17 protein-coding genes and 3 pseudogenes are annotated in these 23,593 nt (G+C 70.3%); 9 read left to right on the top strand and 11 right to left on the bottom strand.

Features of this window, described 5'->3' with window-relative positions; all coding sequences use genetic code 11:
- Positions 1-3: 3 nt before the first annotated feature.
- The 3 genes from AC068Z_RS00100 to AC068Z_RS00090 form a co-directional block, all read right to left on the bottom strand.
- Positions 4-888, bottom strand: coding sequence for a carbohydrate ABC transporter permease (locus tag AC068Z_RS00100; RefSeq protein ID WP_478550786.1), 885 nt, complete (start codon positions 886-888; stop codon positions 4-6).
- Positions 889-898: 10 nt separating this feature from the next.
- Positions 899-2,263, bottom strand: coding sequence for an ABC transporter substrate-binding protein (locus tag AC068Z_RS00095; RefSeq protein WP_478550784.1), 1,365 nt, complete (start codon positions 2,261-2,263; stop codon positions 899-901).
- Positions 2,264-2,455: 192 nt separating this feature from the next.
- Positions 2,456-3,313 (bottom strand): 5'-methylthioadenosine/S-adenosylhomocysteine nucleosidase, encoded by an 858-nt coding sequence (locus AC068Z_RS00090; protein WP_478550782.1) that lies wholly within the window; start codon positions 3,311-3,313, stop codon positions 2,456-2,458.
- A gap of 46 nt (positions 3,314-3,359) precedes the next feature.
- On the opposite strand from AC068Z_RS00090, the gene AC068Z_RS00085 reads away from it, so the two are divergent.
- Together AC068Z_RS00085 and AC068Z_RS00080 are read left to right on the top strand one after the other, a co-directional pair.
- Positions 3,360-3,932 carry a hypothetical protein gene (locus tag AC068Z_RS00085; protein WP_478550780.1) on the top strand — a complete coding sequence of 191 codons (573 nt, stop codon included), beginning with the start codon at positions 3,360-3,362 and terminating at the stop codon, positions 3,930-3,932.
- Positions 3,933-3,979: 47 nt separating this feature from the next.
- Positions 3,980-6,352: pseudogene (locus tag AC068Z_RS00080) on the top strand (tetratricopeptide repeat protein); the annotation flags it as partial.
- On the opposite strand, the gene AC068Z_RS00075 reads toward AC068Z_RS00080, so the two are convergent.
- Together AC068Z_RS00075 and AC068Z_RS00070 are read right to left on the bottom strand one after the other, a co-directional pair.
- Positions 6,351-7,040, bottom strand: coding sequence for a response regulator (locus AC068Z_RS00075; protein ID WP_478550778.1), 690 nt, complete (start codon positions 7,038-7,040; stop codon positions 6,351-6,353). The pseudogene AC068Z_RS00080 and the gene AC068Z_RS00075 overlap by 2 nt on opposite strands.
- Positions 7,040-8,731 carry an ATP-binding protein gene (locus AC068Z_RS00070; protein WP_478550776.1) on the bottom strand — a complete coding sequence of 564 codons (1,692 nt, stop codon included), beginning with the start codon at positions 8,729-8,731 and terminating at the stop codon, positions 7,040-7,042. Before AC068Z_RS00070 ends, AC068Z_RS00075 begins: the two co-directional genes overlap by 1 nt.
- Positions 8,732-8,852: 121 nt before the next feature.
- Between AC068Z_RS00070 and AC068Z_RS00065 the strand changes: the two genes are divergently transcribed.
- From AC068Z_RS00065 to AC068Z_RS00055, 3 genes and pseudogenes are all read left to right on the top strand, one after another.
- Positions 8,853-10,262: a cation:dicarboxylate symporter family transporter gene (locus AC068Z_RS00065; RefSeq protein WP_478552226.1), complete on the top strand. Its 1,410-nt coding sequence runs from the start codon at positions 8,853-8,855 to the stop codon at positions 10,260-10,262.
- A gap of 496 nt (positions 10,263-10,758) precedes the next feature.
- A pseudogene (locus AC068Z_RS00060) lies at positions 10,759-11,130 on the top strand (maleylpyruvate isomerase family mycothiol-dependent enzyme); the annotation flags it as partial.
- A 51-nt stretch (positions 11,131-11,181) separates the two neighbouring features.
- Entirely contained in the window at positions 11,182-11,823 is a 642-nt protein-coding gene (locus AC068Z_RS00055; RefSeq protein ID WP_478550774.1) for a TetR/AcrR family transcriptional regulator, read from the top strand.
- Here AC068Z_RS00055 and AC068Z_RS00050 read toward each other — a convergent pair.
- Together AC068Z_RS00050 and AC068Z_RS00045 are read right to left on the bottom strand one after the other, a co-directional pair.
- Positions 11,810-12,706, bottom strand: a complete 897-nt coding sequence (locus AC068Z_RS00050) for an aldo/keto reductase (protein WP_478550772.1) — start codon at positions 12,704-12,706, stop codon at positions 11,810-11,812. The genes AC068Z_RS00055 and AC068Z_RS00050 overlap by 14 nt on opposite strands.
- A 1-nt stretch (position 12,707) precedes the next feature.
- Positions 12,708-13,619, bottom strand: coding sequence for an NAD-dependent epimerase/dehydratase family protein (locus tag AC068Z_RS00045; protein ID WP_478550770.1), 912 nt, complete (start codon positions 13,617-13,619; stop codon positions 12,708-12,710).
- 111 nt (positions 13,620-13,730) lie between these two features.
- Here AC068Z_RS00045 and AC068Z_RS00040 point away from each other — a divergent pair, with 111 nt between their 5' ends.
- The 4 genes from AC068Z_RS00040 to AC068Z_RS00025 all read left to right on the top strand — a co-directional run bounded on the left by AC068Z_RS00040 (position 13,731) and on the right by AC068Z_RS00025 (position 17,298).
- Positions 13,731-14,174 carry an Lrp/AsnC family transcriptional regulator gene (locus tag AC068Z_RS00040; RefSeq protein WP_478550769.1) on the top strand — a complete coding sequence of 148 codons (444 nt, stop codon included), beginning with the start codon at positions 13,731-13,733 and terminating at the stop codon, positions 14,172-14,174.
- 29 nt (positions 14,175-14,203) lie between these two features.
- Positions 14,204-14,593 (top strand): MerR family transcriptional regulator, encoded by a 390-nt coding sequence (locus AC068Z_RS00035; RefSeq protein ID WP_478550767.1) that lies wholly within the window; start codon positions 14,204-14,206, stop codon positions 14,591-14,593.
- A 14-nt stretch (positions 14,594-14,607) separates the two neighbouring features.
- Positions 14,608-14,922: a thioredoxin family protein gene (locus tag AC068Z_RS00030; protein ID WP_478552225.1), complete on the top strand. Its 315-nt coding sequence runs from the start codon at positions 14,608-14,610 to the stop codon at positions 14,920-14,922.
- A gap of 165 nt (positions 14,923-15,087) precedes the next feature.
- Complete coding sequence (locus AC068Z_RS00025) at positions 15,088-17,298, top strand: HelD family protein (protein WP_478550765.1); 2,211 nt, start codon at positions 15,088-15,090, stop codon at positions 17,296-17,298.
- Here the strand turns inward: AC068Z_RS00025 and glgB are convergent.
- The 4 genes and pseudogenes from glgB to AC068Z_RS00005 all read right to left on the bottom strand — a co-directional run.
- On the bottom strand, positions 17,295-19,880 hold the full coding sequence (glgB, locus tag AC068Z_RS00020) for a 1,4-alpha-glucan branching enzyme (protein WP_478550763.1): 2,586 nt from the start codon (positions 19,878-19,880) through the stop codon (positions 17,295-17,297). The two genes, AC068Z_RS00025 and glgB, sit on opposite strands and share 4 nt — an antisense overlap.
- Positions 19,877-21,295: a maltokinase N-terminal cap-like domain-containing protein gene (locus AC068Z_RS00015; protein ID WP_478550761.1), complete on the bottom strand. Its 1,419-nt coding sequence runs from the start codon at positions 21,293-21,295 to the stop codon at positions 19,877-19,879. The genes glgB and AC068Z_RS00015 overlap by 4 nt, the downstream gene beginning before the upstream one ends.
- A gap of 85 nt (positions 21,296-21,380) precedes the next feature.
- Positions 21,381-23,081 (bottom strand): maltose alpha-D-glucosyltransferase, encoded by a 1,701-nt coding sequence (gene treS / locus AC068Z_RS00010; RefSeq protein ID WP_478550759.1) that lies wholly within the window; start codon positions 23,079-23,081, stop codon positions 21,381-21,383.
- A pseudogene (locus tag AC068Z_RS00005) lies at positions 23,078-23,593 on the bottom strand (alpha-1,4-glucan--maltose-1-phosphate maltosyltransferase); the annotation flags it as partial. The pseudogene AC068Z_RS00005 and the gene treS, both read right to left, overlap by 4 nt.

The following is a 23,593-nucleotide window of genomic DNA, read 5'->3' as shown; positions in this document are numbered from 1 at the left end:
GCCCTACACCTCCGTCCGCAGCAGCCGTAGATACACCACCGAGAAGAGCGAGCCCACGACCAGCAACAGCAGCGCCACCGCCGTGCCGTAGCCGATCATGCTCTTCTGGAACGCCTCCTCGTACATGAAGAGGGGCAGGGTCTGGCTCTTTCCGCCCGGGCCGCCCCTCGTCATCACCCAGATCAGGCCGAAGACGGAGAGGGTCTGGAGGGTGATCAGCATCAGGTTCGTGCCGATGGAGCGGCGGATCATCGGCAGCGTGATGTGCCACATCCGGCGCCAGCCGCCCGCGCCGTCCACCTCCGCCGCCTCCGTGATCTCCCGGGGTATCTCGTTCAGCGCGGCTGAGTACACCAGCATCGAGAAGGCCGTGCCGCGCCACACGTTCGCGAACGACACCGCCAGGATCGGCAAGGTGAACAGCCAGTTCTGGGAGGGGAGATGGAGCCAGTCCAGGATGGCGTTCAGGGTTCCCTCGCGGCGGAAGAAGGCGTAGAGGAGGAAGCCGGCCACGACCTCCGGGAGGACCCAGGCCGCGATCACGATGCCGCCCGTGAGCGTGCGGATGGGTCGGGAGGCACGCTGCATCAGGGCCGCCAGGGCCAGGCCCAGGGTGTTCTGGCCGATCAGCGCCGATACGACCGTGAAGACGAGCGTCAGCCATACGGCGTTCAGGAACGCCTCGTCCCCGAAGGCCGTACGGAAGTTCTCGAAACCGACGAACGACTCCTCAGCCTGACCCGTGAGTTGGAGGTCCGTGAAGGCGATCCAGGCGCAGTAGGCGATCGGTCCGGCGAGGAAGAGGAGGAGAAGGACGACGGCGGGGGTGAGGGGAAGGGCGCGGAGGAGGACAGGGGAGAGAGCGCGGGTTCGCGTCCGCGGCCTCATACGCGGCGGCTCACTTCTCGATCACCTGGTCGTCGGTCGCGCTCCTCAGCTCCTCGTCGTAGTTCGCCGCCGCCTCCTCCACCGACGCGTCCCCTGTCGTCACGCTCTCCATCGCCTCCTGGATGGCGGTGGAGACCTTCGGGTACGCCGGATACGCGGGGCGGTAGTTGGTGCTCGCCACCAGGTCCGTGAAGAACTTGATGCCGGGCTGGGCGTCGGCGTACGCGGGATCGTTCGCCACGTCCTCACGGACCGCGATGCCGGAGTTGGCGATGTACCACTTCTGGGCGTTGGCCTTGGTCTGCATGGTCTTGATGAAGTCGAAGGCCAGGTCGGGGTTGGCCGCCTTGGCCGGGATCGCCCAGGTCCAGCCGCCGGACATGCTCACCTTGCCGGGGGCCTGGCCGTGCTGGGTCGGCATGGCGGCGAGGCCGAGCCTCTCGGACCACTCGGGCCATTCGTGGCCGCTGCCCTCCAGCCAGTCCTGCGGGAGCCAGGAGCCGTCGAGGTCGATGCCGAGTTTGCCCTGGGGGAGGAGTTCGCCGCGGACGCGGGTGCCGAAGTTGGGGTCGAGGGCGTCGGCGACGTCGGGGCCGAGCTTCTCCTTGTACACGGTCTCGACGAAGGCGAGGGAGTCCTTGAAGCCCTGGCTTCCGGCGATCCACTTCTTCGACTCGTCGTCGTAGAGGCGGTCCTCGGTGCCGTAGAGGAGCATCTCGAAGCCCTGCATGGTGGCCGCCTCGCCCGCGGGCTTGCCCGTGTAGACGTTGAGCGGGGTGACGTCCGGGACCTTCTCCTTGATGGTCCGGGCCGCTTCGAGGACGTCGTCCCAGGTCTTCGGCTGCCAGTCGGCGGGGAGGCCGGCCTTCTCGAAGATGGCCTTGTCGTACCAGAGTCCGCGGGTGTCGGTGCCGTCCGGGACGCCGTACGTCTTGCCGTCCTCGCCCTTGGCCGCGGCCTTCGCGGTGTCGATGAACTGGTCCCAGTCGTCCCACTTGGCGAGGTAGTCGTCGAGCGGCTTCAAGTACCCGCTGGTGATGTCGGAGTTGATGAGGAAGGTGTCCTCGTAGACCAGGTCCGGGGCGGTCTTGGGGGAGCGGAGCATCTGCTGGAGCTTGGTGTAGTACTCCGAGTCCGGGGCCTTGATGGGGATGAACTCGACCTTCTTGCCCGGGTACTTGTCCTCGAACTGCTTCTTGATGTCCCCGAGGAAGGTGTCCATCACCTTGATGTTGTTGTCCGTCGACTGCTTGAAGGAGACCTTCACGGTGTCCGGATCATCACCGGAACCGCTGCCGCACGCGGTGAGGGTCGTGGCGGCGAGGACGGTGGCGAGGAGTAGGGCGGCGGGGGCGGCGGTGGGGCGCACGGGCATGACCTCCTGCGGGCTCACTTCGTGGGTGGCGCGGGGGTGGCTGCCGTGTGAACGTAAGTGGAGTGGTCTAGTCAGGTCAATGCGTCTGCGGCGGATTGGACGTTGGCGCCTTGGAGGACTTCGCCCACTCGGTTCGCGTCCAGCGGCGCCAGCACCGCCTGATCCGCCGTAACCGGATTCAGTACCGCCCCCCTACCGCTCCCGGTCGACCCGCTTGCCGACAACAGGCCCGTTGAAGACCCCGCCCCGGAAGTCGATGTGGTCGCCGCCGTATTGGGGCCCCTCCTTGGAGTCGGAGGACGACGACCCGCTGCCCCCGCCCCCACGCGGCCGGTGCTTCCGGAGCACCCCCACCGCGACCTCCGCCGCCCGCGCGGCCGCCCGCTTCTGCGAACCCCCCTTGTCGGCCTTCGCCTTCCCGGGGTTCGCGCGGTCGCTGATGCCGCGGATCACCAGTGCGTCCAACTGCCCGCTCACGTGCGCCGCATGGACGGCCCCCGCGCCCTCCATCTCGATGGCGTTCGCGTCGTTGTAGTTGCGTCTGATGAACTCGGCGAACGCCGACTTGTCGTCCGTCAGGACCACGTCCCCGCATGCGATCGGCTTCAGATGACCCCGCACCCCGTCCAGACCGCGCAACGCCGAACGCGCCGCCTGTACCAGCCGGTTCGACCCGTGCCAGACCTCCGGGCGGGCCTGGAAGCCGTCCCGTGTCACCTTGCCGCCCTGGACCGCGTACACCTTCGTACCGACGACGACATGACCGATCGCCACGTCGTCCTTCAACGACCCGGCCACGCCCACGAACAGCACCGCCTCGGGGCGCAGCCAGCCGATGATCTGCGTCGTCAGCGCGGACGCGTTCACCGCCCCCTCGCCCAGCTCTGCCACGGCCATCCGCCAGTCCGTGCCCGCGAGCGGACCGACCTCCACGCGCATTCCGTCCTCGTGGACCAACTCCTCGACCTCGTCGCCGAGATGGGTTCGTACGGCGTCGTACTCGACGGGCAGCGCGGTCACGACGACGACGGTGTGTGAAGTGTGCGGCACGCATTTAAGGTACTGCCAAGCACGCGCACCGGGGGAAGGAAACAACGTGGCGGAGCCCGACGTCACCATCGGCCAGCTGCTCCTCACCGAGTACCAGACCGTCAAGGACGAGCAGAAGACCCGTATCGGCTTCCGCGACAACCTCCTCTACGTCACCCTCACCGTCGTCGCCGCCGTCATCGCCGCGGCCGCCCAGGCCGAGCAGGCGTCGATGCTGCTGGCACTGCCGCCCGTGTGTGTCGTTCTCGGGTGGACGTACCTGGTCAACGACGAGAAGATCTCGGCGATCGGGCGCTATGTGCGCGGGGAGTTGGGGCCTCGGCTCGCTCGGCTCGCCCAGTCCGGCGACGGGGACTTCGTCGCCTTCGGGTGGGAGCAGGCCCATCGGGGGGACGCGCGTCGCAAGTCCCGCAAGGCCATACAGGGGGCCGTCGACCTCACGGCGTTCTGCGTCGTACCGCTCGCCGCGCTCGTCGTGTTCTGGGCGGCCGGCGAGGGCGGGGGACTGCTGGTCACGCTGTCCGTGCTGGAGGCGCTCGCCGTGGTCGGGCTCGGGGCGCAGATCGTGGTGTACGCGCGGCCGGAGAGAGCGGCGAGTGCCGGGACAACTGCCGGGTGACGCCCTACCGTTGACCTACCGTACGGATCGGGGGACGGGACGAGCACATGAGAGCGGCGTTACTGGCGGCCTTGGCGGAGGGCGCCGGCGGGGAGGCCGGGCGGCGGGTTCTGGAGGAGCTCGCGACGGAGGTCGGGGTCGATCCGGGGGCGTCCGCGCAGGTTATCGCCGAGGCGGCTGAGCGGCCGGGGCGGCAGGAGGCCGTGCGGGGCTGGGGCGAGCGGGTGGCCAAGCTGCTGGGCGGGAATGAGCGGGTTGCCGTCGCTGTCCAGGAGGCCATGGAGCGGCATGCGCCGGGGAGCGGAGTCGCCTGGTACGACGGGGATCACAGCGACTTTCGGGGTGGCGTCTTTCTGCGGGAGGTCGTGGGCGTTCAGGTTGTCGTGCAGCAGCAGAGCGGGGCCGCCGCGCCGGAGGCCATGGCTTCGCTGCCGCCCCGGCCTGGGGGGTTCACCGGGCGGGGTGGGGAGACGGAGGCGCTGTTGCGGGCGCTGGATCCGGCGAGCGAGGCGGGCTCCCCGAGTCAAGCGGCCGTCCTCGTGGCCGCAGTTTCCGGGCTCGGCGGAGTCGGCAAGACCGCGCTGGCCGTGGAGACCGCCCATCTCGCCTGTGGGAAGGGGTGGTTTCCCGGTGGTGTCCTCTTCGTCGACCTGCACGGGTACGACGAGGAGCCCGTCACCGCTGACCAGGCGCTCCAGTCCCTGTTGCGGGCACTGGGGGTGCCGCCGGAGCAGATCCCGACGGCGGCTGACGACCGTACGGTCCTCTACCGATCCGTGCTCGCCAAGAAACGCGGGCCGGTGCTGATCCTCGCCGACAACGCGTCCTCGCCGGATCAGGTACGGCCGCTGCTGCCGGGGGACACCCGGCATCGGGTGCTGGTCACCTCGCGCGACCGGCTCGCTCAACTCGGGGCCCGGCTCGTGCCCTTGGAGCAGCTCACGGCGGAGGCGGCGTACGAACTGTTGGACCTCGCCCTCCGCATCGCCGACCCGGACGACAACCGCGTGGCGGTCGACGCGGACAGGGCAGCGCAACTGGCGTCCCTGTGCGGCCATCTGCCGCTGGCCCTTCAGATCGCGGCGGCGCTCTTGGCGGAGGATCCGGGGATGCCGGTGGCGGAGCTCGTCGACGAACTCACCGCGTCGCATGATCGGCTCGCCCACCTCGATGACGGCGACCGCAGTGTGCGGGCCGCATTCGACCTCTCGTACCGCCGCTTGCCGACCGACCAGGCTCGTCTGCTGCGCTTGCTGGCCCTTGCACCGGGACCCGAGGTGAGTGATGAAGTCGCCGCCGCGTTGGTCGGTGCTGATGCTCCGCCGCTCGGGAGGTTGAAGGAACTGGCGCGTGCCCACCTCGTCGAGCGTGGGAGTGCGCGTGGTGTCTGGCGGCTGCACGACCTGGTGCGGGCGTATGGGGTGGGCCTGGTCGCGGGGGACGCGGAGTTGAGGGAGGAGGGGGAGGTCGCGAGGGAGCGGGTGTTGGCGTTCTACCTGCAATTGGCTGATGCGGCGGACGACAGGCTGCGGTGGCTGCCGGGCCGCGAGGAACCGCAGCTGTTCACTGACCGGGGGCGGGCGCTGGCATGGTTCGACGGGGAGCGGGCTGGGCTGGTGGCGGCGGTGTCCTGGGCGCGGGAGGAGCGTTTCGCGATCTTGGCGGTATGGCTGGCCAGCTGTCTTGCGGTGTACCTCGACTGGCGGCGGTACTTCGACGACGGAATCACCGTGGCCGGTGTCGCGCAGGAGGCCGCTCACCGTGCAGGAGCCCGGCGACTCGAGGCAACGGCGTGGAACCATCTGGGCCTTGCCCTGCGGGAGGCGGGCCGAGTGGAGGAGGCGATCGAGGCCCACACCCACTACCGGGACCTGTGCCAGTCGGCCGGGGACAGCCACGGCGAGTCCGCCGCGTGGAACAACCTGGGCCTCGGCCTGAGGAAAGCCGGCCGGGTGGAAGAGGCGATCGAGGCGCACATTCGCGACCGTGACCTGTGCCAGGGTGCCGGCGACCGCCACGGCGAGGCCGGCGCGTGGAACAGCCTGGGCATTTCCTTGCGGGAGGCGGGCCGGGGGGAGGAGGCGATCGAGGCTCACTCCCGCGCCCGCGACCTGCTACGACTGGTTGGGGACCGCCACGGCGAGGGCATGGCATGGGGCAATCTGGCGCTCGCCCTGGATGAGGCTGGACGGGTGGAGGAAGCGATCGAGGCGCACACCCGGGCTGTGGAGATCTTCCAGGACTTCGAGGACTGGTACCGGGCGGGCCAAGCCCTGCAGAACCTGGCCTCCGGCCACGAGACCGCCCATCAACCGGCCGAAGCCCTCGTGCACTACCTCCGCGCCGCCGATGCCTACACCCGAGCCAATGCCCCCAACGAAGCCGCCCAGGCCCGCACCTGGGCCGGCGAACTCCTGCCTAACTCCCCCCACCCCGAACCCACCGATACACCAACTCCGGCCGCCCCACCTGCCCGTACAACGGACTGCGCCCCGCCCTCCCCGCGTCCACGAGATGCTCCAGGTACCGCCGGGCCGTGATCCGGGAAATCCCCACCGCCTCAGCCACCCCCGCCGCGGTCAGCCCTTCCTCGCAGTCCCGCAGCACCACGGTCACCCGCTCCAGAGTCGGCGCGCTCAGCCCCTTGGGCAGCGCGGCGGGCGAAGGTGCCCGCAGGGCGGCCAGCGCCCGGTCCACCTCGTCCTGCCCGCTCGCCTCACCCGCGGCACCCCGGAACTCCGCGTACCGCACCAGCCGATCCCGCAGCGTCGCGAAGGTGAACGGCTTCAGCACGTATTGCACGACCCCCAGCGAGACCCCCTCCCGCACCACCGCCAGATCCCGCGCCGACGTCACCGCGATGACGTCCGCGTGGTACCCGGCCGCCCGCAGGGACCGCGCCAGTTGCAACCCGTGCCCGTCCGGCAGATGCAGATCCAGCAACAGCAGATCCACCGCCGTACGCTCCAGCATCCGCCGAGCCTCCGCCCCCGTATGCGCCTTGCCGACCGCGACGAACCCCGGCACCCGCCCCACGTACATCACATGCGCGTCCGCGGCGACGGGATCGTCCTCCACGACCAGCACCCGAATCGGCTGCTCAGCCATCACTGCCCGCCTCCCACGGCACCGCTCTCCACAGCGCCGCTCTGCAGGCCAGCCCGCTCCAGAGCGCCGCTCTGCAGGCCACCCCGCTCCACGGCACCCCCCAACGGCAACCGCACCTCGAACTCCGCCCCGCCCCCTTCCGCCCCCGCCACCGTCAGCGACCCCTCATGCCGCCCCACCGCCTGCCGTACGAGAGCCAGCCCCAGCCCCCGCCCACCGGGCCCCGCCGCCGGCTTGGTCGAGAAGCCCCGTACGAACACCTCCTCCGTGTGCGCCGGGTCCACCCCCGTCCCCGTGTCCGACACGCGCAGCACCAGCTCCGAGCCTGCCGTGTACGCCGTCACCGTCACCCGCGCCCGCACACTTCCCTGCGCCGCGTCGACCGCGTTGTCGATGAGGTTTCCGAGGATCGTCACCAGGTCCCGGGCCGGAAGCGTCGGCGGCAGCAGGCCGTCGTCCAGGCGGCTGTCCTCCGACACCACCAGCTCCACGCCCCGCTCGTTCGCCTGCGCGGTCTTCCCCAGCAGCAGAGCCGCCAGCACCGGCTCGCCCACGGCCGCCACCACCTGATCCGTCAGCGCCTGTGCCAGTTCCAGCTCGGCCGTGGCGAAGTCCACCGCCTCCTCGGAGCGGCCCAGTTCGATCAGCGACACCACCGTGTGCAGCCGGTTCGCCGCCTCGTGCGCCTGTGAGCGCAGCGCCTGCGTGAAGCCGCGTTCCGAGTCCAACTCGCCCATCAGGGACTGGAGTTCGGTGACGTCTCGCAGGGTTACGACCGTGCCTCGGCGCTCGCCGCCCGACACCGGTGAGGTGTTCACCACCAGCACCCGGTCCGCCGTCAGGTGCACCTCGTCCACCCGGGGCTCGGAGGACAGCAGCGCGCCGGTGAGGGACGGCGGCAGGCCGAGGTCGGCGACCGACGTGCCCACCGCCTCCTCCTCCGACAGGCCGAGCAGCTCACGGCCGCCGTCGTTGATCAGCGCCACCCGGTACCGCCCGTCCAGCATCAGCAGACCCTCGCGCACCGCGTGCAGCGCGGCCTGGTGGTAGTCGTGCATCCGGCTCAGCTCGGCCGCGTTCATCCCGTGCGTGTGGCGGCGCAGGCGGGCGTTGATGACGTACGTGCCCACCGCGCCGAGCGCGAGCGTGCCGCCCGCCACGCCGATCATCGCGGTCAGCTGGCCCTGGACGCGCTGGCTGATCGCCTCGACCTTGATGCCCGCGCTGACCAGGCCGACGATCTTCCCGTCGGACCAGATGGGCGTGACCGCCCGGACGGACGGGCCGAGCGTGCCGGTGTACGTCTCGGTGAAGGACTCGCCCTTCAGCGCCGGCTCGATGTGGCCGATGAAGCGCTGGCCGATCTCCGTGGGGTCGGGGTGGGTCCAGCGGGTGCCCTGGGGATTCATGATCGTGACGAAGTCGACCCCGGTGTCCCGCTGGACATGGAGGGCGTACGGCTGGAGCGAGGACGTGGGGTTGTCGGTGCCGATCGCCTGCCGTACCGAGGGGGAGTCCGCTATCGAGCGGGCCACGGCCAGCGCCTGGCGGCCCGCCGCGTCCTCGGCCTGGCGGCGGTCGCTGACGTAGGTGAACAGCGCGTACCCGGCGACGAGCACCGCGATCAGCACGGCCTGCATGGCGAAGAGCTGGCCGGCCAGGCTGCGGGGGCGGGGGACGGGGATGCGCATGTCGTCAGTGTGCCTCGCACGTTGAGCGTGAACTAAATGAACGGAAGCGTGACCGCCCTCACAGGGCGGGAGATAGTCACGGCATTCCTCAAAACCCCCGGACGTGAGCCGCACGCCGGTGATGCCGACGAAGACGTCAAGGAGGGCAGCCGTGGCCGCCAGTACCCCCGAAACGGCACCCGCAGCCAAAAGGGACCGCACGCACTATCTCTACATCGCGGTGATCGTCGCGGTCGCCCTCGGCATCGCCGTCGGTCTGGCCGCGCCCGACTTCGCGGTCGAGCTGAAGCCGATCGGAACCGGCTTCGTGAACCTGATCAAGATGATGATCTCGCCGATCATCTTCTGCACGATCGTGCTGGGCATCGGCTCGGTGCGCAAGGCCGCCAAGGTCGGTGCCGTGGGCGGTATCGCCCTGGTCTACTTCCTGGTCATGTCGCTGGTGGCCCTCGGGATCGGCCTGGTCGTCGGCAACATCCTCGACCCGGGCTCCAGCCTCGCGGTGACCGACGCGGTCAAGGAGGCCGGGCACGCGCAGGTCGACGCCGAGGCCAAGGACACCACCGAGTTCCTGCTCGGCATCATCCCCACCACGATCGTCTCCGCCTTCACCGAGGGCGAGGTCCTGCAGACCCTGCTCATCGCGCTGCTCGCCGGTTTCGCGCTCCAGGCCATGGGCTCGGCGGGCCAGCCGATCCTGCGCGGTGTGGAGCACATCCAGCGGCTGGTCTTCCGGATCCTCGCGATGGTCATGTGGGCCGCGCCGATCGGTGCCTTCGGCGCCATCGCCGCCGTCACCGGTTCCGCGGGTCTGGACGCGCTGAAGAGCCTCGCGGTCCTGATGCTGGGCTTCTACGTCACCTGCGTGCTGTTCGTCTTCCTGGTGCTCGGCGCGCTGCTGCGGGTGGTCGCGGGCCTGAACATCCTCACGCTCTTCAAGTACCTGGGCCGTGAGTTCCTGCTGATCCTGTCGACGTCGTCGTCCGAGTCCGCGCTGCCGCGGCTCATCGCGAAGATGGAGCACCTCGGCGTCAGCAAGCCGGTGGTCGGCATCACCGTCCCGACCGGCTACTCCTTCAACCTCGACGGCACGATGATCTACATGACCATGGCCTCGCTGTTCATCGCGGACGCCATGGGGACGCCGATGTCCATCGGTGAGCAGATTCCGCTGCTGCTGTTCCTGCTGGTGGCCTCGAAGGGCGCGGCGGGCGTCACGGGTGCGGGTCTGGCGACGCTGGCCGGTGGTCTGCAGTCGCACAAGCCGGCCCTGGTGGACGGCATCGGTCTCGTCGTCGGCATCGACCGTTTCATGAGCGAGGCGCGGGCTCTCACCAACTTCGCGGGCAACGCCGTGGCGACGGTGCTGATCGGCACCTGGACCAAGGAGATCGACCGCGGGCGGGTGGACCAGGTGCTGGCCGGTCAGATCCCGTTCGACGAGAAGACGCTGCTGGACGACGGGGACGGGGACGAGGCTCCGGCGGAGGTTCCCGAGCAGGGCGGCGAGAAGGAGCTGGCGAAGGCGTAGCTCCCACCGAGCCCCGAGCGGTCAGGCACTCCCCCCATTGGCCTGACCGCTCGGGCCTTTTCGCGTTGGCGCCCGCGAGATCGCGTTTCCGCCCACGAGGTCGCGTTCACGCCCACGGGTCGGTGAGCTCCCGGAGCAGGGCCAGTGCCTCGCGCATCCGGGCCCGCTTGTCGGTCGGGTCCGGGATCCGCCGTACGTAACCCGACCTGCTCGGCGAGTTCGGCGAGTTCGGTGAGCCGGGTGCCGTCGGGGCCTATGCGCTGCATGACCCGGGCCTGCGCGGGGGTGAAGTCGTAACCGGCCTCTGCGAGGGCGGCGAAGACGCGGTTCTCCAGGGCGCGGTAGGGGAGGAAGAGCAGCACGCCGGTGTTGAGCTCGCTCTCGACGGCCACGGGTGGTTCCCCCTCGGTCGTTCGATTGATGATCGTCGCCGCGGAACGGGCGAGTCTGGCAGACCTGACGCTGGCGCCGCGCTTCTCGTACGGAGATCTGGTGCATCGTCGGCTCCCGCCGGCTGGCTCCCACGACGACTCCCCGCGAGCCGCTGCTCGACATCCTGGTCCATGGCCAGGACATCGCGCTAGCGCTGGGCCGCACGCGCGCGATGCCTCCGGCGGCGGCCCGGGACGCGGCGGACCGAGTCTGGACGATGCGCTTTCCGCCGCGTCCCTGGCCCCTGCCGAAGGCTCGGCTGATCGCGACGGACATCGAGTGGACCCGGGGCGAGGGTGAGGAGGTCCGGGCCCCGATCGCGGCCCTGCTGATGCGGCTGTCGGGCCGCGGGACCCCGGCCGAATGGCATTTGCGGAAGTCCCACGCCGACGCTCCCCTTACCTTCGGCCGTAGCCCGCGCTCCCCTTGTCGGTGATAGCCTCTAGCTAAATCTTGATGCTATATCCCGACCGGTCAGGAGGCGCTCGTGCCCGAATCCGATCCCAAGACTCCTCGCGAGCGCTACCGCGCCCAGGTGCGGGACGAGATCAAGAGCCGGGCCTGGGAGCAGATTGCCGGGGCCGGGGCCTCCGCGCTCTCGCTGAACGCCATCGCCAAGCAGATGGGCATGAGCGGCCCCGCCCTCTACCGGTACTTCGCCAACCGGGACGAGCTGATCACCGAGCTGATCAAGGACGCCTACCGCAGCCTCGCCGACCGCTTCCAGGCCGCCGCCGAGTCCGGCCCGAGTCTCGCCGAGCTCGCGGGGGCCATGCGCCGCTGGGCCCTGGACGACCCGCAGCGGTACTTCCTCATCTACGGCACTCCCGTCCCGGGCTATCAGGCGCCCCCCGACACCACCCTGATCGCCTCCGAGATCATGACCGTGATCCTTGACGCGTGCGCGGCCGAGAAGATCCCCGAGGACGCCTTTCACGCGCACCTCGCCGAGCATCGCTCCTGGGCCGGTGACCATCCCGCCCCGACCCCCGCGCTCCATCGCGCCCTCACCTTCTGGACCCGTATTCACGGCGTGCTCTCCCTCGAACTCGCCGGACACTTCACCGGCATGGGCTTCGACCCCGTCGAGCTCTACGCCGCCGAGACCCGCTCCCTCACCGGCTCCTGACGGCGTCGTCCAGCCGCTCCCGCTCCTCGGCGCTCAGGTCCAGGTCCGCCGCCCCCGCCGAGTCCCGGACCGTCTCCGGACGACTCGCCCCGGGGATCGGGACCACCGTAGGCGACAGCCCCAGCAGCCAGGCCAGGCAGACCTGTTGGGGGCTCACCCCGCGCTCCCGTGCCACCGCGTGGAACGCGCCCAGGGGTCCGTCGTCGCCCTCGGTCCGCGACGGCCCGTCCAGCGAGCTGCGCGAGATCCCGCCCAGCGGGCTCCACGGCAGGAAGCCCAGTCCCAGTTCCGCGCACAGCCTCAGCTCCGGCCGGCTGTCCCGCACCGCGGGCGAGTACCGGTTCTGCACCGAGACCAGCCGGTCGCCGAGGATCTCGCGGGCCACCCTGATCTCGTCGACGTCCGTGTTGGAGATCCCGGCCAGCCGGATCTTCCCCTCGTCGAGCAGCTCGCTCAGCGCGCCCACCGACTCCGCGAAGGGGACCGCGGGATCGGGCTTGTGGAGTTGGTAGAGGCCGATCGCCTCCACTCCCAGCCGCTTCAGGGACGCCTCCGCGGCCGACTTCAGCCACCCGGGGTCGCCGTTCACCGTCCAGCCGCCGTCGGCCGAGCGGCCCCGGCCGCCCTTGGTGGCCACCAGCACCTCGCCCGTGTCACCGCCGTGGGCGGCGAGCGCGCGGGCGACCAGCAGCTCGTTGTGGCCCGGGGCCTCGCCCGGCCGGTGGTAGGAGTCCGCCGTGTCCAGCAGGGTCACGCCCGCGTCGAGCGCCGCGTGCACGGTGGCCAGCGCCCGTGCCTCGTCCGGCCGGCCCTCGATGGACAGCGGCATCGCGCCGAGCCCGATCGCGCTCACGCGCAGGCCGCCAAGGGTGCGGTACCGCATGTCAGGCGCCCTTTCCGAGGGTCTCGGCGACGGCCTCCGGCAGCCACCGCCGTACGTCGCCGAAGGCGAAACCGAGCCCGGTGGCCCGGGAGTTGTCCATGCCGTAGGAGCGGGCGAAGGACAGGGGCGACACCTCGCCGACCGCCACGCGCCGCAGCACCACCCGGCCCCCGGGCAGGTGCGCGGCCACCGCCTCGCACAGTTCCTCCGTGCCCAGCAGGCCGTGGGAGGCCGCGTTGACCGGTCCGGTGAAGTCCTCGCCCGCCGCCCAGAACAGGAAGTCGGCGATCTCCTCGACGTGGATGTAGGTGGCGGGCCGGTTCACCACCGGCACGGCGATCGGGGCGCCGGAGCGGATCCGGTCGGCGTAGTGGACGAGCCGTCCGGTGAAGTCGTCGTCCCCGCCCAGCACATGGGCGACCCGTACGGCCACGAACGGGAAGTCGGGGTCAGCGGCCAGGACCGCCTCCGCCTGGCGTTTGCCCTCGCCGTAGTGGCGCTCCAGGAACTCCGCCTCAGTCCAAGGGAGTTCGTGGTCGACGGCGACCGTGTGCGGGTCGACGTCCGACTCCACGACAGGGGTGGGGGAGTCCTGGTGCTCGTACACCTCCACCGTCGACGTCATCACATAGCGCCTGGTACGGCCGGTGAACACCCGCCGTGCGAGCACCGCTTGGCGCGGGGTGTAGCAGACCTGGTCGACGACGACGTCGAAGGTGCGAGAGCCGAGCGCCTCTCGCAGGGAGTCCTCGTCGTCGCGGTCGGCGATCAGATGAACAGCGTCGGTGGGTGGTGGTGCGGAGCCGCGATTGAGGACCGTGACGTGGTCACCGGCCGCCAGCAGCCGCCGGATCAGCCGCTTGCCGAAATAGCGGTTGCCGCCGATGACCAGTACCTCTCGTGCCTTTTCCATGACCATAATTCTCTTCGCGTGCTACCCGGTACTGAAGGGGGAACCATGGGAGTTCAGGCGGTCCCGGCGAAAGAACCACGGCGCCCACGCGCCATTGCCGAGGAAACCTCAGTGGCCTTCGACGCGCTGGACCGGCAGATCCTCCAGCTCCTCCAGACGGACGGCCGGATCAAGCTCAGCGAGCTGGGCCGCCGGGTGCGGCTGAGCCCGGCGGCGGTCACCGAGCGGGTGCGCCGCCTGGAGTCCGCGGGCGTGATCAGCGGGTACGGGGCCAGGGTCGTCCCCGCCCGGCTCGGCTACGGCATCCAGGCCTTCATCCGGGTCAATCCGCACGGCGGCTACAACCTGAGGCACCCGAGGACCCTGGAGCTCGTCGAGCGCCCCGAGATCACCGAGGTGCACCACGTGGTCGGCGAGGACTGCTGGATCCTCAAGGTCGCCGTCCAGGACACCGTCCATTTGGAGGAGGTCCTCGAAGAGGTCTCCGCGCTCGGCCGGACGACGACCTCGATCGTGCTCACCTCTCCCGTCGCGCACAAACCGCTGTTGCCTTGACGTCGGGGTCAAGGCTTACGTTCGTACGCATGCGAATCGGCGAGCTGGCCGAGCGGGCCGGGACCACGACCCGGGCGCTTCGGTACTACGAATCCCGGGGCCTGCTGCCCGCACGGCGCGGCGGCAACGGCTACCGGACCTACGACGAGAGCGATCTGAAGCTGCTCCGGCAGATCAGGACGCTCCAGGACTTCGGGTTCGACCTGGAGGAGACCAGGCCGTTCGTGGAGTGTCTGCGGGCCGGCCATCCCGAGGGCGACGAGTGCCCGGCCTCGCTCGCGGTCTACCGGCGCAAGCTGGACGAGCTCGACGCGCTGATCGGGGAGCTGCAGGCCGTGCGGGCGCGGATCGGGGTGCGGCTCGCGGCGCTGGACGAGACGGACGAGCCGTTGTGCGAGATGGGAGGGGCCGGCCAATGATCAAGGCAGCGGGTGTGGCCGAGGTGACGGACGCGGACTTCGCGGCGGAGGTGATCGGCGCGGAACTGCCGGTGCTGGTGGAGTTCACCGCCGACTGGTGTCCGCCGTGCCGGCAGATGGGGCCGGTGCTGAGCGCGCTGGCGGCGGAGGAGGGCGAGCGGCTGAAGGTGGTCCAGCTGGACGTGGACACCAACCCCGAGACCACGAACGCCTACAAGGTGCTGTCGATGCCGACCTTCATGGTGTTCCGCGCGGGAGAACCGGTGAAGATGATGGTGGGGGCCCGGCCCAAGCGTCGGCTGCTGGCGGAGCTGGCGGAGGTGCTCTGAGCCCCGGAAGCAAAGAAATCCCCCGAGCAATTGCGCTCAGGGGATTTCTCTGCGTATATTCAATGATTCGCGACTTCAAGAGAATTGCATCGCGAAGAAGCTGAGTAAGCGCAGTATATCCGGGCGGGAGTGGAATTGTCAAACAGCGAATTTCCGGACGATGAAATGCGCCGCGAGCAGGAATTCATCGACGGCCTGTACGCGCGCGTGGACGTGCTGCGCGGTGACACCGAGACCTCCGTCGAGGACGCGCTCGCCCAGGGCAACACGCCCATGCAGGCCCGTCTGGAGCGGGACATCCTGGTCGCCGAGCGCTCGGGCCTGCTCGCCGCGCTGAACGCGGTCGACGGCTCGCTCTGCTTCGGCCGGATCGACCTCGCCTCCGGCGTCGTCCACCACATCGGCCGGATCGGACTGCGCACCGAGGACGCCGCGCGCACCCCGATCCTCATCGACTGGCGCGCCGACGTCGCCCGCCCCTTCTACCTGGCCACCGGACACACCCCGATGGGCCTGCGCCGGCGCCGGCACATCAGCACCAGCGGCCGTACGGTGACCGCGCTGCACGACGAGATCCTCGACCTCGGCGACCGGGAACGCACCGGCCACGAGGACCCGAGCGGCGACGCCGTGCTGCTCGCCGCGCTCAACTCCGCCCGCACCGGCCGGATGGGCGACATCGTGCAGACCATCCAGGCCGAACAGGACGAGATCATCCGCGCCCCGCACCGCGGAGTCCTGGTGGTCGAGGGCGGCCCCGGCACCGGCAAGACCGCGGTGGCGCTGCACCGGGCCGCGTACCTCCTCTACGAGCACCGGGAACTCCTCGCCCGGCGGGCCGTACTGATCGTCGGCCCCAACCCCGCCTTCCTCGGCTACATCGGCGAGGTGCTGCCCTCCCTCGGCGAGACGGGCGTGCTGCTGGCGACCGTCGGTGAACTGTTCCCCGGCGTGCGGGCGACGGCCACGGACACCCCGGAGGCGGCCGCCGTGAAGGGCCGCGCGGACATGGCGGACGTGCTCGCCGCCGTCGTACGCGACCGGCAGGCGCTGCCCGATCCGGTGATCGCGATCGAGCACGACCGCGAGATCCTGATGCTCGACGACGGTCTGGTGAGCGTCGCGCGCGAGCGCACCCGTGCGGCCAAGCTCCCGCACAACGCGGCCCGCGAGCACTTCGAGGGCCACATCCTCAACACCCTCACCGACATGGTCGCCGAGCGCATCGGCACCGACCCCTACGACGGCTCGAACCTGCTCGACCCGAGCGACATCACCCAGATCCGCGACGAGCTGGCCGAGAACCCCGAGGTCTGGACCGCGATCGACCAGTTGTGGCCGCTGCTCACCCCGCAGCGCGTGGTCGCCGACTTCCTCGCCGAGCCGGAGGGGTACCTCGACGACGCCGACGCGGCGGCCGTGCGCCGGCCGGTGACCCGCTCCTGGACGGTGGCGGACGTACCGCTGCTCGACGAGGCGGCCGAACTGCTCGGCGACGACGACCGGGTGGCGCGGCTGCGGGCCGAGCGCGAGCGGGAGACCCAAGTCGCGTACGCCCAGGGCGTGCTGGACGTGTCGTACGCCTCGCGGACGTACGAGTTCGACGACAAGGAGGACGAGGACAGCGAGATCCTGTCCGCGCACGACATCATCGACGCCGAGCGGTTCGCCGAGCGGCAGGAGGAGGACGACCACCGCAGCGCCGCCGAGCGCGCGGCGGCCGACCGCACCTGGGCGTTCGGGCACATCATCGTCGACGAGGCGCAGGAGCTGTCGCCGATGGCCTGGCGGCTGCTCATGCGGCGCAGCCCGACCCGCTCGATGACCCTGGTCGGCGACCCGGCCCAGACCGCCGAGGCGGCGGGCGTCGGCTCCTGGGCCGACATCCTCCGGCCGTACGTGGAGGACCGCTGGGAGCACACGCGCCTCGGCGTCAACTACCGCACCCCGGCGGAGATCATGGAGTTGGCGGCGGCGGTCGTCCGCGCCGAGCAGCCGGACTTCCAGCCGCCGAGCTCAGTGCGTTCGACAGGCGTACGGCCGTGGATCCGCGCGACCGACGACCTGCCCGGCGCGGTCGCCAAGGCGGTCGGCGAACTGACCCCGACGGAGGGCCGGCTGGCCGTCATCGCCCCCCGCGACCTGCACCGCCGCATCGCGGCCCGGCTGGACGGCGTGACGGCGGGCGCGGAACCGGACCTCACCCGGACGGTCGTCCTGCTGGACCCCCGCCAGGCGAAGGGCCTGGAGTTCGACTCGGTCCTGGTCGTGGAGCCCGGCCGCTACGGCACCAGCGACCTCTACGTCGCCCTGACCCGGGCGACGCAGAGGCTGGGCGTACTGCACACCGGCCCGCTGCCCTCAGGCCTGCGCTAGGCGGGCCGCAGCCACACGGTCGCCAGGGGCGGCAGGGTCAGGCGGATGCTGGTCGCCCGGCCGTGCCGGCCCTGGGGCTCCGGCTTCAGCGGGTCGGGGTTGAGGACGTCGCCGCCGCCGTACTTCGCCCCGTCCGTGTTGAGCGTCTCGTGCCAGGCCGGCACGTCCTCGGGCACGCCCAGACGGTAGTCCTGCCGCACCACCGGCGAGAAGTTGGACACCGACAGCAGCGGGACGCCCTCCGCGTCGTACCGCAGGAACGCGAGGACGTTGTCGTCCGCCGCGTCCCCGACGACCCACCGGAAGCCGTCCGGGTCGGTGTCCCGCTGCCACAGCGCGGGAGTGTCCCGGTAGACGACGTTCAGATCCCGCACCAGATCGCGCACCCCCCGGTGGTCCGGCTCGGCGCCGTACGCCGGGTCCAGCAGCCACCAGTCCGGGCCGTGCGCCTCCGACCACTCCGCGCCCTGGGCGAACTCCTGGCCCATGAAGAGGAGCTGCTTGCCGGGGTGCGCCCACATGAAGCCCAGGTACGCCCGGTGGTTGGCGCGCTGCTGCCACCAGTCGCCCGGCATCTTCGACACCAGGGACCGCTTGCCGTGCACGACCTCGTCGTGGGAGATCGGCAGCACGTAGTTCTCGCTGTACGCGTACACCATCGAGAAGGTCATCTCGTGGTGGTGGTGCTTGCGGTAGACCGGCTCGTGGGACATGTAGCCCAGCGAGTCGTGCATCCAGCCCATGTTCCACTTCAGGCCGAAGCCGAGCCCGCCGAACCCGCCCGGGCCGGCGTGATGGGTGGCGCGGGTGACGCCGTCCCAGGCCGTGGACTCCTCCGCGATCGTCACCACACCGGGCACCCGCCGGTACACCGTGGCGTTCATCTCCTGGAGGAACGCCACCGCGTCCAGGTTCTCCCGGCCGCCGTGCTCATTGGGGACCCACTGCCCCGGCTCGCGCGAGTAGTCGAGGTACAGCATCGAGGCGACCGCGTCCACGCGCAGCCCGTCGATGTGGAACTCCTCGCACCAGTAAATGGCGTTCGCCACCAGGAAGTTGCGCACCTCCCGGCGCCCGAAGTCGAACTCCAGCGTGCCCCAGTCGGGATGCGCCGAGCGCAGCGGGTCCTCGTGCTCGTACAGCGGGCGGCCGTCGAACTCGGCCAACGCCCAGTCGTCGCGCGGGAAGTGGGCCGGCACCCAGTCCATCAGCACGCCGATCCCCGCCTGGTGCAGGGCGTCGACCAGGAACTTGAAGTCGTCCGGTGTGCCGAGCCGGGCCGTGGGCGCGTAGAAGCCGGTGACCTGGTAGCCCCAGGAGCCGCCGAAGGGATGCTCGGCGACCGGCATCAGCTCCACGTGCGTGAAGCCCAGGTCCTTCACATAGGCGGGGAGTTGTTCCGCGAGCTGGCGGTACGTCAGTCCGGGCCGCCAGGACGCCAGATGGACCTCGTAGACGGAGAAGGGGCCCTCATGGGCCGGTACCCGTCCGCGCCGCTCGAGCCACTCCTCGTCGTGCCACACGTGGTGCGAGACGTCCACGATCGACGAGGTGTTCGGCGGCGCCTCGGTACGGCGGGCCAGCGGGTCGGCGCGCAGGGTGTGCGAGCCGTCCGGCCGGGTGATCTCGAACTTGTACAGCTCGCCCTCTCCTATGGCCGGGACGAACAGCTCCCACACCCCGGTACCGCCCAGCGACCGCATCGGGTACCCGGTGCCGTCCCAGAAGTTGAAGGTACCGGCGAGCCGCACCCCGCGCGCGTTCGGCGCCCACACGGTGAAACGGGTGCCGGGCACGCCTTGGTGGGTCATCGGCTCGGCCCCGAGCGCCGTCCACAGCTGCTCGTGCCGGCCCTCACCGATCAGATGCAAGTCGAGGTCGCCCAGCGCGGGCAGGAAGCGGTACGGGTCCTCGGTGTCCAGCTCGGAACCGTCGTAGGCGACGAGGATCCGGTACTCCGGCACGGACTTGAGCGCGGTGAGTCCCGAGAAGAAGCCGTCGCCGTCGTCGTGCAGATCGGCCCGCAGATCCCCGGCGAGGACGGTCACGGAACGGGCGTACGGCCGGAAGACCCGGAAGGCGACTCCACCGGGCACGGGGTGCGCGCCGAGCACGGAGTGCGGGTCGTGATGGGTGCCGGCGAGCAGCCGGGCACGGTCGTCGGCGTCCACGGCGGGGGAGACGGCGAGCGACGCGGGCTCGGCCACGAGCGGCTGCACGGCCTTCCGAGCGGCCGTCTTCTTCGCGGCCGTCTTCTTCGCGGCGGCCTTGTCGACGAGGGCTTTCTCAGCGGTCGTCTTCTTCGCGGGAGCCTTCTTGGCGGTGGCCTTCTTCGCGGCGACCGTCTTGGTGGCCGCCGTCTTGGTGCTGACCGTCTTGGTGGGCGCCGTCTTGGTTGCGGCCTTCTTGGTCACCGCCTTCTTCGCGGTCTTCTTCGCTGCCGCCTTCTTCTCCGCCGCCTTCTTCGCGGCCTTCTTGGCAGGGGCCTTCTTGGCCGCCTTCTTCGCGACGCTCTTCTCCTCGGCCGTCTGCTCGGCCGACTGTTGCGGATCCGGACCGGGGGACGGGGGGCGGGGAGTCACGGGTGGGGCCTCCTGGACGAGGGTGAGGTAAGAGGGGAGGGAGTGGGGGTGCCGTCATCGGTGGCGAGACGGCGCACGGCGGAGAGCGGGACCGGGAGCCAGTCGGGGCGGTGCCGGGCCTCGTACACGACCTCGTATATCGCCTTGTCCGTCTCGCACGCTCGCAGCAGCACCGGGTCGGTCCGCGGGTCGACCCCGGAGACCTCGGCGTACCCGGAGCAGTACGCGGCCCGGCAGGTCTCCGCCCAGCCGGGTATCGGCGGGTCGACCGAGTGGGCCGCGTAGTCGAAGGAGCGCAGCATCCCCGCGATGTCCCGCAGCGGAGGCTGCGGCATCCGCCGTTCGGCGAGCGGTTTGGCCGGTTCGCCCTCGAAGTCGATCAGCCACCACTGGCCCGCGGGCGAGCGCAGACACTGGCCGAGATGCAGATCGCCGTGCACGCGCTGGGCGGTCCAGGTGCGGCCCTCGGCCGCGAGGGCGCCCAGCGCCTCGAACGCGGACCGCAGCCCGGGCGCGTACGGCCGCAGCGCCGGCACCGCCTGCTCGGCGCTGTCGAGGCGCTCCAGCATGCCGTCGACCATCAGCTCCAGCTGGGCGTGGCCGAGGGTGACCGTGGGCAGCGCGCGGGCCAGGGCGGTGTGCACCTCCGCGGTGGCCCGCCCGAGCGCCCGCGCCTCCACGGCGAAGTCCTCGCCCTTGGCCAGCTCCAGCAGCGCCAGCTCCCAGCCGTCCGACGCGCCTTGCACGAACGGCTGGAGCACGCCGAGGACCCAGCTCTCCCCGGCCTGCTCGGCGCGGATCCACGCCGTCGGCGCCGGTACCCGGGGGCAGCCCTGGCGGGCCAGCGCCAGCGGCAGCTCCAGGTCCGGGTTGACGCCGGGCACGACCCGGCGCAGCAGCTTCAGGATGAACGTATCGCCGTAGACGATCGAGGAGTTGGACTGCTCGGCGGTCATCACCCGCGGCACCAGGCCCGGGCGGATCTCCTGGTCCGGCTCCCGTTCGAAGCGCAGCCCGCCGATGCGGGCCTGGGTGCGCAGCGCCTCCAGGAGCACCTCGGCGGGCCGGGGGTCGTACAGGGCCTCGTACACCGTGCGTCCGGCGAGCGGTCCCTGGTCGACGTGTCCGATCAGCGCGGGCGCCAGCCGGGGCGGCAGCGCCTCGCGCACGCCTATGAGGAGCTGGTAGCAGTCGCCGGGCAGGGGGGACTGATGGGCTTGGACCAGCAGGTGGTAGAGGCCCAGCTTGCTCTCCGCCGGGAGCAGCTCGGTGGCGGCGACCAGGGAGAACCCGGTGACCGGACGTCCCTTCCCGGCGAACCACCGCTGCCGTGGCAGCCACTCCCGCAACAGGGGATCCAGGGACGCCAGGAAACCCGGAGCGGAAGTGAGGGTACGGGTGACGGCTTCCGACATGACGTCGCGTCCTTTCCCCGGGGGTGGTCGGGGTGTTAGTGATGCGTGCCCCGGGCGGGGCGGAGGAAACCGCCCCGCCGGGCTTCTAGACGTTCTCCTTGCGCAGCCGGAACCAGTAGAAACCGTGTCCCGCCATGGTCAGCAAGTACGGGAGTTCCCCGATGGCCGGGAACCGCACCCCCCCGAACAGCTCCACCGGGTGCCGTCCGTTGAACCTCCGCAGATCCAGCTCGGTGGGCTGCGCGAACCGCGAGAAGTTGTGCACGCACAGGACGAGATCGTCCTCGTACTCCCGCAGGAACGCGATCACCGCCGGGTTGGACGACTGGAGTTCGGTGTACGAGCCCAGTCCGAAGGCGGGGTTCTGCTTGCGGATCTCGATCATGCGCCGGGTCCAGTGCAGCAGGGACGACGGGGAGGACATCGAGGCCTCGACGTTCGTCACCTGGTAGCCGTAGACCGGGTCCATGATCGTGGGCAGGTAGAGCCGGCCCGGGTCGCAGGAGGAGAAGCCCGCGTTGCGGTCCGGTGTCCACTGCATCGGGGTGCGGACCGCGTCCCGGTCGCCGAGCCAGATGTTGTCGCCCATGCCGATCTCGTCGCCGTAGTAGAGGATCGGCGAGCCGGGGAGGGAGAGCAGCAGGGCGGTGAAGAGCTCGATCTGGTTGCGGTCGTTGTCGAGGAGGGGCGCGAGGCGGCGCCGGATGCCGATGTTGGCGCGCATGCGGGGGTCCTTGGCGTACTCCGCCCACATGTAGTCGCGTTCCTCGTCGGTGACCATCTCCAGGGTCAGCTCGTCGTGGTTGCGCAGGAAGATGCCCCACTGGCAGCCCGACGGGATGGCCGGCGTCTTGGCCAGGATCTCCGAGACCGGGTACCGGGACTCCCGCCGTACCGCCATGAAGATGCGCGGCATGACCGGGAAGTGGAAGGCCATGTGGCACTCGTCGCCGCCGCTGGCGTAGTCGCCGAAGTAGTCGACGACGTCCTCCGGCCACTGGTTGGCCTCCGCCAGCAGCACCGTGTCCGGATAGTGGGCGTCGATCTCCTTGCGCACCCGCTTGAGGAACTCATGGGCTGCCGGAAGGTTTTCGCAGTTGGTGCCCTCCTCGGCGTAGAGGTACGGCACGGCGTCGAGCCGGAAGCCGTCGATGCCCAGGTCCAGCCAGAAGCGCAGCGCGGAGATCATCTCCTCCTGCACGGCCGGGTTCTCGTAGTTGAGGTCCGGCTGGTGGGAGAAGAACCGGTGGAAGAAGTACTGCTTGCGGACCGGGTCGAAGGTCCAGTTGGAGACCTCGGTGTCGACGAAGATGATCCGGGCGTCGGCGTACTGCTTGTCGTCGTCGGCCCACATGTAGTAGTCGCCGTAGGGGCCGTCGGGGTCCTTTCTCGACTCCTGGAACCACGGGTGCTGGTCGCTGGTGTGGTTCATGACGAAGTCGATGATGACCCGCATGCCGCGCTGGTGGGCGGCGTCGACGAACTCCACGAAGTCGGCGAGGTCGCCGAACTCGGGCAGGACGGCGGTGTAGTCGGAGACGTCGTAGCCGCCGTCCCGGAGGGGGGACTTGAAGAACGGCGGCAGCCACAGACAGTCCACGCCGAGCCACTGGAGGTAGTCCAGCTTGGCGGTCAGGCCCTTGAGGTCGCCGACGCCGTCGCCGTTGCTGTCCTGGAAGGAGCGGACGAGCACCTCGTAGAAGACGGCACGTTTGAACCAGTCGGGGTCCCGGTCGCCGGCCGGGGTGTCCTCGAAGGTGTCATGGACGGGCTCGTTGACGATCATTTTGTGGGTGACCCTCCGATCTGCGGGGTGGACGGTCGCAGGACGGTCAGGATGTGCGCGGGGCTGGTCCCCGGTACGAGGCGCACATAGTTGGCCCTGCCCCAGTGATAGGTCTCGCCGGTGAGCTCGTCGCGCACCGGTACCGACTCGTGCCAGTCCAGGCCGAGTTGCGGCATGTCCAACGAGACCGTGGCCTCCTGGGTGTGGTGGGGGTCGAGGTTGACGACCACCAGAACCGTGTTCGACCCCGACCGCTTCGAGTAGACGATCACCTGTTCCTTGTCGGCATGGTGGAAGTGGAGACTACGCAGCTGCCGTAGGGCGGGACTCGCGCGGCGGACGGCGTTGAGCTTGGTGATGAGTGGAGCGATGGTGTCCGCGGTCTCCCAGTCACGTGGGCGCAACTGGTACTTCTCCGAGTGGAGGTACTCTTCGCTGCCCGCCCTGAGGGGGGTGTTCTCGCACAGTTCGTAGCCGCTGTAGATGCCCCAGGTGGGGGAGAGGGTCGCGGC

Source organism: Streptomyces sp. NPDC043726, from assembly GCF_056436565.1.
This window is presented reverse-complemented; position numbering and strand designations above follow the sequence as displayed.